The sequence below is a fragment of the Streptomyces sp. NBC_01244 genome, assembly GCF_035987325.1.
Classification (GTDB): Bacteria; Actinomycetota; Actinomycetes; order Streptomycetales; family Streptomycetaceae; genus Streptomyces.
Genome location: NZ_CP108488.1, coordinates 1945927 through 1961009, shown reverse-complemented (window position 1 = coordinate 1961009; position 15083 = coordinate 1945927). Strand labels below are relative to the sequence as shown.

The 15083-nt window shown below is 70.8% G+C and carries 12 protein-coding genes and 1 rRNA gene; 6 read left to right on the top strand and 7 right to left on the bottom strand.

Annotated features, from left to right (window positions below):
• The first annotated feature begins 8 nt into the window (after positions 1-8).
• On the top strand, positions 9-455 hold the full coding sequence (locus tag OG247_RS08505; RefSeq protein ID WP_327251665.1) for a DUF742 domain-containing protein: 447 nt from the start codon (positions 9-11) through the stop codon (positions 453-455).
• The gene (locus OG247_RS08500) at positions 436-1059 is read left to right on the top strand and encodes a GTP-binding protein (protein ID WP_327251664.1); all 624 of its coding nucleotides are present in this window, start codon (positions 436-438) and stop codon (positions 1057-1059) included. Before OG247_RS08505 ends, OG247_RS08500 begins: the two co-directional genes overlap by 20 nt.
• Positions 1060-1258: 199 nt before the next feature.
• On the opposite strand, the gene OG247_RS08495 is transcribed toward OG247_RS08500, so the two are convergent.
• From OG247_RS08495 to OG247_RS08480, 4 genes are read right to left on the bottom strand one after another with little or no spacing between them, the layout of a single operon-like run.
• A complete protein-coding gene (locus OG247_RS08495; RefSeq protein ID WP_327251663.1) occupies positions 1259-2458 on the bottom strand; it encodes a lipid-transfer protein in 1200 nt (399 codons plus the stop codon).
• On the bottom strand, positions 2455-2916 hold the full coding sequence (locus OG247_RS08490) for a Zn-ribbon domain-containing OB-fold protein (protein WP_327251662.1): 462 nt from the start codon (positions 2914-2916) through the stop codon (positions 2455-2457). Before OG247_RS08490 ends, OG247_RS08495 begins: the two co-directional genes overlap by 4 nt.
• A gap of 43 nt (positions 2917-2959) precedes the next feature.
• Entirely contained in the window at positions 2960-3340 is a 381-nt protein-coding gene (locus tag OG247_RS08485; RefSeq protein WP_327251661.1) for a DUF962 domain-containing protein, read from the bottom strand.
• A 13-nt stretch (positions 3341-3353) separates the two neighbouring features.
• Positions 3354-4136: a M15 family metallopeptidase gene (locus OG247_RS08480; RefSeq protein ID WP_327251660.1), complete on the bottom strand. Its 783-nt coding sequence runs from the start codon at positions 4134-4136 to the stop codon at positions 3354-3356.
• Between the two features lie 29 nt (positions 4137-4165).
• Here OG247_RS08480 and OG247_RS08475 point away from each other — a divergent pair, with 29 nt between their 5' ends.
• Positions 4166-4675, top strand: a complete 510-nt coding sequence (locus tag OG247_RS08475) for an NUDIX domain-containing protein (RefSeq protein WP_327251659.1) — start codon at positions 4166-4168, stop codon at positions 4673-4675.
• 82 nt (positions 4676-4757) lie between these two features.
• On the opposite strand, the gene OG247_RS08470 is transcribed toward OG247_RS08475, so the two are convergent.
• Positions 4758-7247: a glycoside hydrolase family 31 protein gene (locus tag OG247_RS08470; protein ID WP_327251658.1), complete on the bottom strand. Its 2490-nt coding sequence runs from the start codon at positions 7245-7247 to the stop codon at positions 4758-4760.
• A 249-nt stretch (positions 7248-7496) separates the two neighbouring features.
• Between OG247_RS08470 and OG247_RS08465 the strand changes: the two genes are divergently transcribed.
• Together OG247_RS08465 and OG247_RS08460 are read left to right on the top strand one after the other, a co-directional pair.
• Positions 7497-9482: an acetoacetate--CoA ligase gene (locus OG247_RS08465; RefSeq protein WP_327251657.1), complete on the top strand. Its 1986-nt coding sequence runs from the start codon at positions 7497-7499 to the stop codon at positions 9480-9482.
• A gap of 70 nt (positions 9483-9552) precedes the next feature.
• Positions 9553-10473 (top strand): hypothetical protein, encoded by a 921-nt coding sequence (locus OG247_RS08460; RefSeq protein ID WP_327251656.1) that lies wholly within the window; start codon positions 9553-9555, stop codon positions 10471-10473.
• A gap of 93 nt (positions 10474-10566) precedes the next feature.
• On the opposite strand, the gene ptsP is transcribed toward OG247_RS08460, so the two are convergent.
• Positions 10567-12237: a phosphoenolpyruvate--protein phosphotransferase gene (ptsP, locus tag OG247_RS08455; protein ID WP_327251655.1), complete on the bottom strand. Its 1671-nt coding sequence runs from the start codon at positions 12235-12237 to the stop codon at positions 10567-10569.
• 72 nt (positions 12238-12309) lie between these two features.
• Positions 12310-12759 (bottom strand): PTS sugar transporter subunit IIA, encoded by a 450-nt coding sequence (locus OG247_RS08450; RefSeq protein ID WP_327251654.1) that lies wholly within the window; start codon positions 12757-12759, stop codon positions 12310-12312.
• A gap of 758 nt (positions 12760-13517) precedes the next feature.
• Here OG247_RS08450 and OG247_RS08445 point away from each other — a divergent pair.
• A 16S ribosomal RNA gene (locus OG247_RS08445) occupies positions 13518-15042 on the top strand.
• The last annotated feature ends 41 nt before the right edge of the window (positions 15043-15083 follow it).

The window sequence follows — 15083 nt, the reverse complement described above, 5'->3', positions numbered from 1 at the left end:
CGGACGGCATGAGCGACCCAGGCCAGGACCACCCCGCCCACACCCCCGCCACCGCCTCGGACGCCGCCTCCGACGGCGCTCGCGACCAGTGGTTCGACGACGACGCGGGTCCGGTGGTCCGTCCGTACGCGATGACCCGCGGCCGGACCAGCCACGCCGGACAGCACCGACTCGACCTGATCGCGCTGGTGGTCGCGGAGTCCGCGGCCGCCGACCCGGTCTGGGACACGACCCTGTCCCCGGAACACGCCGACATCCTCGGGCTCTGCCTGCTACGCCCGCAATCCGTCGCGGAACTCGCGGCCGAACTCGACCTCGCGGTCGGGGTCGTACGCGTCCTGATCGGCGACCTCGTCGACGACGAACTGGTGCACGTGACCCGGCCGGTCCCCCCGGCCGAACTGCCCGACGAATCCATTCTGCGTGAGGTGATCGATGGCCTTCGGGCGCTCTAGCCGCACCGGCGCCATGCATGCCGTGACGCCGGTCGAGCCGCTGACCCTGAAAATCCTGGTCGCGGGCGGTTTCGGGGTGGGCAAGACCACCCTGGTCAGTGCGGTGAGCGAGATCAGACCGCTCCGGACGGAGGAACGCCTCTCCGAGCCGGGCCGCGGCATCGACGACACCGGGGGAGTGGAGGGCAAGAACACCACCACGGTGGCCATGGACTTCGGGCGCATCACGCTGCGCGAGGACCTGGTGCTGTACCTGTTCGGCACGCCAGGACAGAACCGCTTCTGGTTCCTGTGGGACGAGCTGGCGCAGGGCTCGCTCGGAGCCGTCGTCCTCGCGGACACCCGGCGGCTCTCCGACTGCTTCGCCGCCATCGACTACTTCGAACGGCGCGAGATCCCCTTCCTGGTCGCGGTGAACTGCTTCGACGGAGCCGAGCAGTACCCCGTGGTGGCCGTACGGGAAGCCCTGGACCTCACCCCCGAGGTCCCGGTGCTGCTGTGCGACGCACGGGACCGGGAGTCGGTGAAGGACGTCCTGGTGGGGGTCGTGGAGCACGCGATGACCCTGGCCAGGGCCCGCCGCCAGGGCCTGGCGGCGCCCTAGGGGCGCCTTCGGGCCGGGCCACGACATGGAGGCGGCCCGTACCCCCGCCGACTGGGGTACGGGCCGCAGCTCTCATGGGGGGATCCGGGCGTCCCGGTGGCGGCGCGGGACCGTGGAGAGAGTGTGAACCCGCCACTGGGGGCCGTCAAGCATTCGGACAGCAGCCGCTGTTCAGCGGCCCACCACGGCCTCAGGCCGTCTAGCGCACGGCCACGACCGCCGATCCGTGCCCGAACAGCCCCTGGTTGGCGGTGATTCCGGCCCGCGCCCCCGGCACCTGCCGCTCCCCGGCCGTGCCCCGGAGCTGCCAGGTCAGCTCGCACACCTGGGCGATGGCCTGAGCCGGCACCGCCTCCCCGAACGACGCCAGTCCACCACTGGTGTTGACGGGGATCCGCCCGCCGAGCGCGGTCGCGCCCTCCCGTACGAGCTTGGCCCCCTCGCCCTCCCCGCACAGGCCGATGTCCTCGTACCACTCCAGCTCCAGCGCGGTGGACAGGTCGTAGACCTCGGCGACCGAGAGGTCGTCCGGTCCGAGCCCGGCCTCCTCGTACGCGGCCCGCGCGATCGAGGCCCGGAAGGAGCCGGGCACCGGTACGGCCGCGGTCGTCGAGTCGGTGGCGATGTCCGGCAGGTCCAGGACGGTACGGGGATACGTGGGCGTCACCGTGGACACGGCCCGGATCCGCACCGGGTCCGTGACCCCCCGCGAGCGCGCGAAGTCCATGCTGCTCAGCACGAGCGCCGCGCCCCCGTCGGAGGTGGCGCAGATGTCGAGCAGCCGCAGCGGATCGGCGACGATCGCCGAGGCGGCCACCTCCTCGGCCGTCACGGCCTTGCGGTAGCGGGCGTTCGGGTTCAGCAGCCCGGCCGCCGCGTTCTTCACCTTGACCTGCGCGAAGTCCTCACCGGTGTCCCCGTAGAGGGCCATCCGGCGCCGGGCGTACAGCGCGAAGTACGCCGGGTTCGTGGCCCCCAGGACCCGGAAGCGCAGCCAGTCCGGGTCGTCCGGCCGGTCGCCCCCCGCCGGCGCGAAGAAGCCCTTCGGGGCGGCGTCCGCCCCGACCACCAGCACCACGTCGGCCAGCCCGGCCAGGATCTGCGCCCGGGCCGCGCCGATGGCCTGGGCGCCGGACGCGCAGGCCGCGTACACGCTGGTCACGCGTGCGCCCTGCCAGCCCAGCGCCTGCGCGAAGGTGGCTCCGGCCACGTAGCCCGGGTAGCCCGACCGCACGGTGTCGGCCCCCACGATCGACTGCACGTCGGTCCAGTCCAGCCCGGCGTCGGCGAGCGCGGCCCGCGCGGCGGCCCGCCCGTACTCGACGAAGCTGCGGCCCCACTTGCCCCACGGGTGCATGCCGGCCCCGAGGACGGCGATGTCGGTGACGGCGGCGCTCATCCGGCCACCACCCCGACGGGCCGGAACTGCCAGGTGGTCCGGGCGGCGCCGTCGGCATCCTCGTTCAGCACGCCGCCGACCACCTCGACCTCCATCCCGACCTCCAGATCGCCCACGCCCACCCCGGGCACCGTCTGCCCGAGCACGACCATCCCCTCGGCCTCCAGCTCCACTGCGACCAGGGTGTACGGGGTCCAGGGCGCGTCCGGGTCGGACACGTACGGCGCGGGCGGCCGGTACCGCCCGTCCGTGTAGGACCAGACCCGGCCGCGCGGGGAGAGCGGGGTCTCGGCGAGCTCGCCGCCGCCCGGGCAGCGCGGATTGCGGCAGTACGCGTCCTCGCGCGGGAAGAACACGGCGGCGCAGGCGGAGCACCGGGTGCCGAGCAGGCGGAACCCGCCGTCGGCGTCGTCCCCGGTGAACCACCCGCTGACCACGGGTGTGCGTGTGCGTTCCAAGACCCCTCCCGAAACAGATTTCTGACGAACCGTCAGAAGTCTGTCAGGGAACGAGCGGGAGCGCATCCCCGGGAACGCACTCCTCGCACGGGTTCTCGGCGAGCCACTTCCGCGCGATCTCGCCGAGCTCCGCGTCCCGCCCGGCCAGCATCATCCGGATCATCTGCGCGTCCCCGCGCAGCGACCAGGCCGGATTGCCGAAGGTGGCGGGGTTGTTCCGCTCGATCAGGAAATGCGCCGGCCACGCCGTCCCGTACCCGATCAGAGGGAGGGCCGCGATATAGCGCTTCCGGCCGCGGGCCAGCCCGTAGGCGGTGAGCGCGAGACCGGTGAGGGTGCCGGTGAGATGGATCCAGCGGGTGGCGGCGCGGGAGTGCATGGCGACGTAGTAGGGCCAGAACTCCTCGTACGAACTGAATGTCATGCGGGAACGGTACTCAGCGGTGAACGGAGGCGACAGAGACGGGAAAATCGAAATACGAGTCCGGGAACGCCTCCGGTGCGTACGTGAAATGCCACCACTCCTGAGGCAGGTTCACGAACCCCTGCGCGCCGAGCAGGCGCCCGAGCAAGTCCCGGTGCTCACGGGCCGCGCCCGTCACGCGCGGGCTGTCGGTGTGCGCGAGCGGATCGAAGAAGTCGAAGGGCGTCCCCATGTCCAGGGGCCCCCGGCCCACCTCCGCCAGCGTCACGTCGACGGTGCTGCCACGGCTGTGCCCGGACCTCTCGGCGATGTACCCCTCCGGGATCAGCCGTTCCTTGGCCACCTCCGGATAGAACTCCGCCTTCGTCCGCTGATCCGCCCCGTCCCGGGCCCACCGCACGAACCGGTCGACGGCCCGCTGCGGCCGGTAGCAGTCGTACACCAGCAGCGAGTACCCACCGCGCAACGCCTCGCGCTGCGTCCGCCGCAGCGCCTCGGCGGCGGGCCGGGCGAGCAGGCAGACGGGCTCGTCATAGCCGTCCACGACCGCCCCGGTGAAGTTCCGCGACGTGGCGTACCGCATCTCCTGCCGGATGGTCGCATCCACCTCGCCCACCACGGCGAACCCGACGGCCGGAGCGGCCGGCCCCACGGGGGAACCCGGGGGCGGGACCGCCACGCCGTCCGGGACCGCCGGTCCGGATGCGGAGCCCGGTTCCGGCGCGGCCACCGCCCCCGGCGCGGCCACCGCCGCCAGCATTCCCAGCACGCTCACCCATCCCGCAACGACCGGCATCCGCATACCCCTTGGCATACCATCGCCGCATGCCGGCGCACCTGAAGGACTCGCACTGCTCCTCCTGCGGAGCCCTGTTCGATTCGGCCGACTGGCCCCGTACCTGCCCCTCGTGCGGCGCGGTCGCCTACCGCAACCCCCTCCCGGTCGCCGTCGCCCTCCTCCCCGTCGAGGACGAGCTCGGCACCGGCCTGGTGGTCATCACCCGCACCATCGAGCCCGCCCTCGGCGGCATCGCCCTGCCCGGCGGCTTCATGGACTTCGGAGAGGACTGGCGCGAGTCCGTCGTCCGCGAACTCCGCGAGGAGACCGGCATCCACGCCCCGGCCTCCGAGGTCGCCCTCGCCGACACCCTCAGCTCCCCGGGCGGCCACCTGCTCGTCTTCGGCCTGCTGCCCGTGAGTCCCACCGCCTCCCTTCCCGCATCGGCCCCGACGGACGAAACCACCGGCTGGCACGTCCTGCGCGGCCCGGAGGAACTGGCGTTCCCGCTCCACACGGAGGCCGCGGGGGCATGGTTCGAGGGCCGGTACGCCTAGGTACGCGCAGGCACGCGCACGGCCCGGGCGGGGCGGGGCGGGGCGGGGCGGCCGCGATCCCGGCCGCCCCGCCCCGTCCACCTCAAAGCCCCCGCAGCACCACGCCGTCCACCCGCCGCCCGTCCTCGTCCTCCACCACCACCGCGTCTCCGGCCCACCGCACCACGTACCGTTCCACCTCGCCCGGCTCGAAGCCCGGCCCCGGATCCCGGATCACCACCCCGCCGCCCGTGCGGCCCCGCGCCGGGGCCCACGCCTCCAGGGCCACCGACCCGTCGGCCGCCCGCACCGGCAGCAGCGACCCGGCCCGCGCCAGCACCGGGATCCGGTCCGCCGGGGCGTCCAGCAGGATCTGGCCCGGACCCTCGTACGCCCGGCCCGTCGCCGTGTCGTACCAGCGCCCGCGCGGCAACCGGACCGCCCGCCGGTCCGACCCGCACTCCAGCACCGGAGCCACCAGCAGGGCGTCACCCAGCAGGAACGCGTCCTCGCAGTCCCGAAGCGCCCGGTCCTCCGGCGCCCCCCACCACAGCGGCCGCACGTACGGAGCACCCGTCCGCCGCGCCAGATGGGCCAGCGTCACGAAGTACGGCCGCAGCCGCTCCCGTTCCGTCAGGACGGCCCGCGCCGCCCGGGTGGTCTCCTCCCCGAACTCCCACGGCTCCCGCCGCCCCGCCCAGATCGCCGCATGGGTCCGGAACAGCGGCAGGTAGGACCCCAGTTGCAGCCACCGCAGGTACAACTCCGGTGAGGGGGAGCCCCAGAACCCGCCGATGTCCGGCCCCGAGTACGGCACCCCGCACAGCCCGAGGCCCAGGACCAGCGCCAGCGAGGCCCGCAGCCCGTCCCAGCTGCTGTCCACGTCGCCCGACCACGTGCCCCCGTACCGCTGCATCCCCGCCCACCCCGACCGGGAGAAGAGGAACGGCCGCTCGGCCGGGCGCAGCCGTACGAGCCCCTCCCAGCCCGCGCGCGCCATCGCGAGGGCGTACACGTTGTGCGCTTCCCGGTGGTCCCCGCCGGCCCCGTCCAGCGCGTGCCGCGCCGAACGGGGGAGCGTCCGGTCCCCGAACGGGGCGAAGGAGACCGGCTCGTTCATGTCGTGCCAGACCCCGGCGAAGCCCTGAGCGAGCCGCTCCGCGTACAGCCCGCCCCACCACCGCCGCACCGCGGGATCGGTGAAGTCCGGGTACGCGCACTCGCCCGGCCACACCTCGCCCCGGACCTCCCGCCCCGCCGCGTCCCGTACGAAGGCTCCGTGCGCGCCGACCGCGAGCCCCGAGGCGTGCACCGGATCGCCGGTCTTCACCGCCGGGTCGACGATGGAGACCAGCCGGACGCCACTGTCCGCCAACTCCCTTGCCAAGCCGGGTAGATCGGGAAACCGCTCGCGGTCCACGGTGAAGACCCGGTGGCCGTCGTAGTGGTCGATGTCCAGATGGACGGCCGACAGCGGCAGCCCGCGCCCCGCGTACCCCGCCACGATCCGCCGCACCTCCGCGGCGCTCCCGAACCCCCACCGCGCGTGCTGGTACCCGAGCGCCCACTCCGGCGGCACGGCGGCCCCGCCGGTCAGCCCGGACCAGCCCTGCAGCACCCGCCCGGGCGGCCCCACCAGTACCCAGCACCGCAAGGGGCCGCCCTCCATGCGCAGTTCACAGGAGCCGGGCCGGTCGACGCCCGAGCCGGCGCCCTCCTCGCCCTCCCGCAACACCGCGCGCCCGTCCCAGGAGTTGTCGTGGAAGACCAGGTGCGTGCCCGCGTCCGCGACCACCAGCTGCACGGGCATCGTGATGTACAAGGGGTCCTCGCCGGAACCGGCCCCGGAGCCGAACCCGCCTTTGGGATCGGTGTTCCACAGCCGGTAGCTCCCGTCCCGCAACCGCGGCCCCACCGCCCGCCCGCCCAGCCCGAACACCCGCGCGTCCGCCGCCACCTCGCTCCGCAATAACCACCGCCCGCCCCCGCGGCCCGCCCCGCAGGCTTCGCCGCCACCCCCGGTGCCGGCGCGGCCGGCCGCTCCCTCGGCCCGGCCCCCACCGTCGGCCCCGCCGTCCGTTCCGTCCCCGCTCCCCGGCCCGGCCGCATCACCCCCGGACCCGGCGGAGCCCACCCGCTCCCACCACCGCGGCGGCAGATCCCGCCGCAGCACCGTCCCGCCGGGGGTGCGCACCTCCACCGCCCCGTGCCGGGACACCGCCACCGTCACGCGCTCGGACACCACCCGCCACCCGCCGTCGGTGTCCGGTTCCAGCACGGCGCGCGGATCGGGCTCCGGCCCGCTGCCGACCACCGCGTACGAGGGCGTCGGCGCGGCACCGTCCCAGCCCCAGAACACCGCCCCGCCCACGGTGACCCGGACCAACAGCTCCGAACGGGTGAACCGGAGCACCCCGCCACCCGCCCGGGGCTCCGTACCGGTCAGCACGCCCGGCACCCGCGCCCGCTCCGCGCCCCGGGGCGCGAGCCCCGCCGCGTCCACGCGCCGGTTGCGCCACGCGGAGCGCCAAGCGCGCCGCCCCCGCTCGCCGCCGAGGTCCTTCACCGCACGCACCAGCCCACGACCGTCCATGGCGCCCACCCTGCCACCGCCACTCGGCCCACAAGGCGCCGTTCAACTGCCGTTCACCCGCAAAAGGATCACAGCCGACCGCCGATGACGGCTCTGGTGCGGATGTCGATCACATGGCATCGTCCCTGTGAGCCCCCGTGCGCACACCCCGCGCGCGATGGCACCGTACGAACACCACACGCCACACACCACGCCAGACCACGACACGCCCACGAGGCGCGAACCGCAGACGTGACCGGGAGCCGACGCATGACCGCAGCAGCCACCCCCTCCGAGCCCCTCTGGTCCCCGGGCCCCGACCGGATCGCCGCGGCCCGGATCACCGCCTTCCAGGCCTGGGCCGCCGAACACCACGGCGCCCCCGCGGACGGCGGCTACCCGGCCCTGCACAGCTGGTCCGTCGACGAGCTGGACACCTTCTGGCAGGCCGTCGCCGAGTGGTTCGACGTACGGTTCACCACCCCGTACGAGTCCGTCCTCGCGGACCGGTCCATGCCGGGCGCGCGCTGGTTCGAGGGCGCCACCCTCAACTACGCCGAGCACGCCCTGCGCGCCGCCGAGGACCCGGCACGCGCCGCCGACGCGGCCCTGCTGCACGTCGACGAGACCCACGAGCCCACCCCCGTCACCTGGGCCGAGCTCCGCCGCCAGGTCGGCGCGCTCGCCGCCGAACTGCGCGCCCTGGGCGTGCGCCCCGGTGACCGGGTCAGCGGCTACCTCCCCAACATCCCCGAGGCCGTCACCGCGCTCCTCGCCACCGCCGCCGTCGGCGCCGTCTGGACCTCCTGCGCCCCCGATTTCGGCGCCCGCAGCGTCCTGGACCGCTTCCAGCAGGTGGAGCCGGTGGTCCTCTTCACCGTCGACGGCTACCGCTACGGCGGCAAGGAACACGACCGCCGCGACACCGTCGCCGAACTGCGCGCCGAGCTCCCCTCGCTGCGCGCCGTCGTCCACATCCCGCTCCTCGGTACGCCGGCCCCCGCGGGCGCCCTCGACTGGTCGGCCCTCACCTCGGGCGACACCGAGCCGGTCTTCGAAGCGGTCCCCTTCGACCACCCGCTCTGGGTCCTCTACTCCTCGGGCACCACCGGCCTGCCCAAGGCCATCGTCCAGTCGCAGGGCGGCATCCTCCTCGAGCACCTCAAGCAGCTCGGACTGCACTGCGACCTGGGCCCCGAGGACCGCTTCTTCTGGTACACCTCCACCGGCTGGATGATGTGGAACTTCCTCGTCTCCGGCCTGCTGACCGGAACGACCGTCGTGCTCTACGACGGCAGCCCGGGCTACCCCGACACCGGTGCCCAGTGGCGGATCGCGGAGCGGACCAAGGCCACGCTCTACGGGACCTCCGCCGCCTACGTGATGGCCTGCAGCAAGGCGGAGGTCCATCCCTCCCGCGACTTCGACCTCTCCGCGGTGAAGTGCGTGGCCACCACCGGATCCCCGCTGCCTCCCGACGGCTTCCGCTGGCTCCACGACGAGGTGGCCGAGGACCTCTGGATCGCCTCGGTCAGCGGCGGCACCGACGTCTGCAGCTGCTTCGCCGGAGCCGTCCCCACCCTCCCGGTCCACATCGGGGAGCTCCAGGCCGCCTGCCTGGGCACGGACCTCCAGGCCTGGGACCCCTCCGGCAAGCCCGTCACCGGCGAGGTCGGCGAGCTCGTCGTCACGAACCCCATGCCGTCCATGCCGATCCGCTTCTGGAACGACCCCGACGGCAGCCGCTACCGCGACAGCTACTTCGAGATGTTCCCCGGCGTCTGGCGCCACGGGGACTGGATCACGATCACGGACCACGGCTCCGTCGTCATCCACGGACGCTCCGACTCCACCCTGAACCGCCAGGGCGTCCGGATGGGCTCCGCGGACATCTACGAGGCCGTCGAGCGACTGCCCGAGATCAAGGAATCCCTGGTCATCGGCCTGGAGGAACCGAACGGCGGGTACTGGATGCCGCTCTTCGTCCACCTCGCGCCCGGCGCCGTCCTCGACGACGCCCTCCGCTCGCGGATCAAGGCCACGATCCGCGAGGAGCTCTCCCCGCGCCACGTCCCCGACGAGGTCATCGAGGTCCCGGGCATCCCGCACACCCTGACCGGGAAGCGCATCGAGGTCCCGGTCAAGCGCCTCCTCCAGGGCGCCCCCATGGCCAAGGCGGTCAACCCCGGCTCGGTCGACAACCTCGACCTCCTGCACTTCTACGAGGAGCTGGCCCGCACCCGCACCCGCGGCTGAGGCAAGCGGCCACTGTCAGTGGCGATGATTACTCTGAGTGAGCAAATGATCGCGTCACTCAGGGGGAACCATGCCACGCTCGAACGACACCGGGACCGCCACCACGGGCCGTCCGGCCCGCACCGGCAGGCGCCGCACCCTGCGCCGCGAAGTCCCCAGCACCGTCGGCCTCCTGGCCGACGCCGGGGACTTCGCGGCCATGCGCCGATACCGCAGCTTCACCTTCGACGACCACCGCGACTACCTGAACCACGTGGACCGGCTGCTCCGCTCCCTCGCGGCCCAGGGCATCCACACCACCGTCGCCCTCTTCGACGCCGAGGAGTACGCCGACTACTGCGCGGACCACGGGCTGGACCCGGACACCCCCGGGTCCCGCACCCGCTTCACCGCCGAACTGGGCGGCGCCACCGGCGGCCTCCCGTACGCCGGCCAGCCGATCGACGAACTGGTCCCGCTCCTCGTGGACGCGGCCGTCCGGCAGGCCACCTGGGAGTACGCGAGCTCGCTGCTGGCCGAAGTGGGCCGCTGCGCCGACTGCGGAGAAGACATCGGGACCGCCTCGCTCGAGCGCGCCGCCGAGGCGCTCCGGCACCTGGTGGACCGGGCCGGTCCGGGCCACCACCACTTGGTGTGCAGCGTCCCGGCACAGGACGAACAGCTCGTGGCCGTTTTGCACGCCGACACGGACGACGGCCCCGGCGGCCGGCCCCGGGTGGACGGTCGCGACGGCCTGGACTTCGTGACCGTACTCGCCGCGGGCCTGGCCCTCGGCGGGCCCGGGGGACTGGTCCTGCGCAGCACCACCGAGGGCGACCGGGACCGCGTACACGGCTGGCGCCTGGACCGCGGCCGACTGGTACCGCTCTCGGCGGCGGCCGTCTTCAACGCCTACTGCACCGACGCCGACACCGGAGACCCCGTGGGCCCGGAGCCCGGCGTCGAGTACTGCCCCGGCTACGAGGTGGACGAACCGGGCCCGCACCACTGAGCCGGGCGCACCCCGCCCACCCTCGAACGGCCGAGGGGCCCCCGCCACCGGCGAAGGCCCCTCGAACGTCTCCAACTACTTGCCCTACTTGCCCTACTCGCCGGACAGGACCGCCTGGGCGGCCACCCGGGCCTCCTCGGCGCTGTCCGCGGCACGCGCGGCGGCAGCCGCACGCTCGCACTGCGCGAGGGTGTACTTGGCCAGCGTCGCCCGCACGTAGGGAATCGAAGCGGCACCCATCGAAAGCGAGGTGACACCCAGACCCGTCAGCACACAGGCCAGCAGCGGGTCGGAGGCGGCCTCGCCACAGACGCCACAGCTCTTGCCCTCGGCCTGAGCGGCCTCGGCCGACATGGCGATCAGGTCGAGCAGCGCGGGCTGCCACGGGTCCTGCAGCCGCGATACGGCGCCGACCTGACGGTCGGCGGCGAAGGCGTACTGGGCCAGGTCATTGGTGCCCAGCGAGAGGAACTCGACCTCCTGGAGGATCGAGCGCGCCCGCAGCGCGGCGGAGGGGATCTCCACCATGGCACCGAACTTCGCCTTCAGACCGGCCTCGCGGCACGCGTCCGCGAACGCCTTGGCGTCGATGCGGTCGGCCACCATCGGGGCCATGACCTCGAGGTAGACCGGCAGCCCTTCGGCAGCCTTCGCCAACGCGGTGAGCTGCGTGCGCAGCACGTCCGGGTGGTCGAGCAGCGAACGCAGACCACGAACACCCAGAGCCGGGTTCGGCTCGTCGGCCGGGGTCAGGAAGTCCAGCGGCTTGTCGGCGCCGGCATCCAGAACACGTACGACGACACGACCCTCGGGGAAGGCTTCGAGGACCTTGCGGTACGACTCGACCTGCTTCTCCTCGGTCGGCGCGTGCTTGCTGTCGTCCAGGAAGAGGAACTCGGTGCGGAACAGGCCCACACCCTCCGCCCCGGCATCGACGGCCGCCGGCACGTCCGCCGGACCGCCGATGTTGGCCAGCAGCGGCACCTTGTGACCGTCGGACGTCGCGCCCGGACCGGAGGACGAGGAGAGAGCGGCCTTGCGCTCGGCGGCCGCGGCCTCCAGCTCGGCCCGCTTCGCCGCGCTGGGCTCCACGAACAGGTCGCCGGTGCTGCCGTCGACGGCGATGACCGTACCTTCGGCGATCTCACCGGCACCCGGCAGCGCGACGATGGCCGGCACGCCGAGCGCCCGCGCGAGGATCGCGCTGTGGCTGGTCGGGCCGCCTTCCTCGGTCACGAAACCGAGGACCAGCGCCGGGTCGAGCAGAGCGGTGTCGGCGGGAGCCAGGTCCCGCGCGATCAACACGTACGGCTCGTCGCTGTCGGGCACACCCGGCATCGGCACGCCGAGCAGGCGCGCGACGATGCGGTTGCGCACGTCGTCCAGGTCGGCCACACGCCCGGCCATGTACTCACCGGCACCGGCGAGCAGGTCACGGTAGGCGGCGAACGCGTCGTACACACCGCGCTCGGCGGTGCTGCCGACGGCGATGCGCCGGTCGACGTCCGCCATGAGCTCGGGGTCCGTGGCGATCATCGCCTGGGCCTCGAGCACGTGCTGGGCTTCGCCACCGGCCAGCTGGCCCCGGGCGATCAGGTCGGCCGATACAGCTTCCACGGCCTGACGGGCGCGCCCCTGTTCGCGCTCCGCCTCGTCCGCGGTGATCTGCCTCGCCGGCGGTTCGAGAACCGCCGTGCCCATGTGCCGAACCTCGCCGATCGCCACACCGTGGCTCACGCCGACGCCTCGCAGCGTTGTCTCCATTTCACCTGTCTCCGATTGAGCGGCGGGTCCACCCGCCGCGTTGGATGTGCCAGTGCGTCTAGAAGGCGAAGGTCACTGCCAGCCGAAGAGGGCGTCCCCGGCCTTGACGTCTCCGGTCTCGATCACGCCGGACAGGGAATCGGCAGTCGCTTCCAGTGCCACGACGGGGCAGATGGGGGACTTGCCGGCGGCCACGACCGCGGCGGGGTCCCAACGAATGACCTCTTGGCCGCGGGTCACGGTGTCGCCCTTGTTGACGAGCAGCTCGAAGCCCTCGCCGTTGAGCTGAACGGTGTCGATGCCCAGGTGCGTGAGTACACCGTGGCCTTCGCCGTCGACGACGACGTACGCATGCGGGTGCAGGGAGACGACTACACCGTCGACGGGGGACACCGCCGCCGAAGGCTCGCGCACGGGATCAATGGCGGTGCCCGGTCCCACCATCGCGCCGGAGAACACCGGGTCGGGCACTGCCGCGAGTCCGATGGCGGTCCCGGCAAGTGGGGACGTCACGCTGGTCATGGGGGCCTCCCAGGGGTGGGGCTTCGTCGTGTCGCCGTCACTACCTGTCGCGAACGGCGTACTCTCCAGAAGGATAAGTCACAACATGTTCGGGTTCGCCCGATGTTGGTCCCGATCCGGACTGGTCCTTCGGCCTGGAGACTAGTGGACTAGACCGGTGGACTAGACCATACGCCTGAATCGATTTGCTTGGGTCCCTGCAGACCTGTACTGTCGTGACTCCCGCCAGGACGCCCCGCGTGAACATTTCGCGAACGGCTGATGGACGGGACTCCTCCTCTCTCTAGTTCTGATCTTGATCTCACCTTCTTTCCGCATGCCTATTCGGCAAAACGGAGAGTGGTCAGAGGGAAAGAAAAGAACTGCTAGAGTCGGACTCGCCGGAAAGGGAAAACGCGAAAGCGGATGACCTGGAAGGCGGAAAACAAGCGAGACAGACTCTGATAGAGTCGGAAACGCAAGAACAGAACAGAACAGAACGAAAGCCCGGAGGAAAGCCCCAGTAATTGTTACTGAGGGTGAGTACAAAGGAAGCGTCCGTTCCTTGAGAACTCAACAGCGTGCCAAAAATCAACGCCAAAAAGTTGATACCCCGTCCATTTCGGTGGATGAGGTTCCTTTGAAAAAGACCTGTGAGGTCACGGCTTCGGCTACGACACTTGCAGGCAATTACACAGCGAGGATGCAGTGGACGGTCGGTCTTATTCCGACATGACTGTCCCGCTCTAAGTGCGTGTGCACCGGATTACCGGTAAACATTCATGGAGAGTTTGATCCTGGCTCAGGACGAACGCTGGCGGCGTGCTTAACACATGCAAGTCGAACGATGAAGCCCTTCGGGGTGGATTAGTGGCGAACGGGTGAGTAACACGTGGGCAATCTGCCCTTCACTCTGGGACAAGCCCTGGAAACGGGGTCTAATACCGGATAACACTCCTGCCTGCATGGGCGGGGGTTAAAAGCTCCGGCGGTGAAGGATGAGCCCGCGGCCTATCAGCTTGTTGGTGGGGTAATGGCCCACCAAGGCGACGACGGGTAGCCGGCCTGAGAGGGCGACCGGCCACACTGGGACTGAGACACGGCCCAGACTCCTACGGGAGGCAGCAGTGGGGAATATTGCACAATGGGCGAAAGCCTGATGCAGCGACGCCGCGTGAGGGATGACGGCCTTCGGGTTGTAAACCTCTTTCAGCAGGGAAGAAGCGAAAGTGACGGTACCTGCAGAAGAAGCGCCGGCTAACTACGTGCCAGCAGCCGCGGTAATACGTAGGGCGCAAGCGTTGTCCGGAATTATTGGGCGTAAAGAGCTCGTAGGCGGCTTGTCACGTCGGATGTGAAAGCCCGAGGCTTAACCTCGGGTCTGCATTCGATACGGGCTAGCTAGAGTGTGGTAGGGGAGATCGGAATTCCTGGTGTAGCGGTGAAATGCGCAGATATCAGGAGGAACACCGGTGGCGAAGGCGGATCTCTGGGCCATTACTGACGCTGAGGAGCGAAAGCGTGGGGAGCGAACAGGATTAGATACCCTGGTAGTCCACGCCGTAAACGTTGGGAACTAGGTGTTGGCGACATTCCACGTCGTCGGTGCCGCAGCTAACGCATTAAGTTCCCCGCCTGGGGAGTACGGCCGCAAGGCTAAAACTCAAAGGAATTGACGGGGGCCCGCACAAGCAGCGGAGCATGTGGCTTAATTCGACGCAACGCGAAGAACCTTACCAAGGCTTGACATATACCGGAAAGCATTAGAGATAGTGCCCCCCTTGTGGTCGGTATACAGGTGGTGCATGGCTGTCGTCAGCTCGTGTCGTGAGATGTTGGGTTAAGTCCCGCAACGAGCGCAACCCTTGTCCTGTGTTGCCAGCATGCCCTTCGGGGTGATGGGGACTCACAGGAGACCGCCGGGGTCAACTCGGAGGAAGGTGGGGACGACGTCAAGTCATCATGCCCCTTATGTCTTGGGCTGCACACGTGCTACAATGGCCGGTACAATGAGCTGCGATACCGTGAGGTGGAGCGAATCTCAAAAAGCCGGTCTCAGTTCGGATTGGGGTCTGCAACTCGACCCCATGAAGTCGGAGTTGCTAGTAATCGCAGATCAGCATTGCTGCGGTGAATACGTTCCCGGGCCTTGTACACACCGCCCGTCACGTCACGAAAGTCGGTAACACCCGAAGCCGGTGGCCCAACCCGTAAGGGAGGGAGCTGTCGAAGGTGGGACTGGCGATTGGGACGAAGTCGTAACAAGGTAGCCGTACCGGAAGGTGCGGCTGGATCACCTCCTTTCTAAGGAGCACAGTACCGATTGCAGACAAACGTTCTGCACG

Bases quoted from the DNA above. Each gene is read 5' to 3' on its own strand.
- ptsP (WP_327251655.1), bottom strand. From the start codon at position 12,237: ATGGAGACAACGCTGCGAGGCGTCGGCGTGAGCCACGGTGTGGCGATC.
- OG247_RS08485 (WP_327251661.1), bottom strand. From the start codon at position 3,340: ATGACATTCAGTTCGTACGAGGAGTTCTGGCCCTACTACGTCGCCATG.
- OG247_RS08475 (WP_327251659.1), top strand. From the start codon at position 4,166: ATGCCGGCGCACCTGAAGGACTCGCACTGCTCCTCCTGCGGAGCCCTG.
- OG247_RS08480 (WP_327251660.1), bottom strand. From the start codon at position 4,136: ATGCCGGTCGTTGCGGGATGGGTGAGCGTGCTGGGAATGCTGGCGGCG.
- OG247_RS08465 (WP_327251657.1), top strand. From the start codon at position 7,497: ATGACCGCAGCAGCCACCCCCTCCGAGCCCCTCTGGTCCCCGGGCCCC.
- OG247_RS08450 (WP_327251654.1), bottom strand. From the start codon at position 12,759: ATGACCAGCGTGACGTCCCCACTTGCCGGGACCGCCATCGGACTCGCG.
- OG247_RS08460 (WP_327251656.1), top strand. From the start codon at position 9,553: ATGCCACGCTCGAACGACACCGGGACCGCCACCACGGGCCGTCCGGCC.
- OG247_RS08470 (WP_327251658.1), bottom strand. From the start codon at position 7,247: ATGGACGGTCGTGGGCTGGTGCGTGCGGTGAAGGACCTCGGCGGCGAG.
- OG247_RS08500 (WP_327251664.1), top strand. From the start codon at position 436: ATGGCCTTCGGGCGCTCTAGCCGCACCGGCGCCATGCATGCCGTGACG.
- OG247_RS08505 (WP_327251665.1), top strand. From the start codon at position 9: ATGAGCGACCCAGGCCAGGACCACCCCGCCCACACCCCCGCCACCGCC.
- OG247_RS08495 (WP_327251663.1), bottom strand. From the start codon at position 2,458: ATGAGCGCCGCCGTCACCGACATCGCCGTCCTCGGGGCCGGCATGCAC.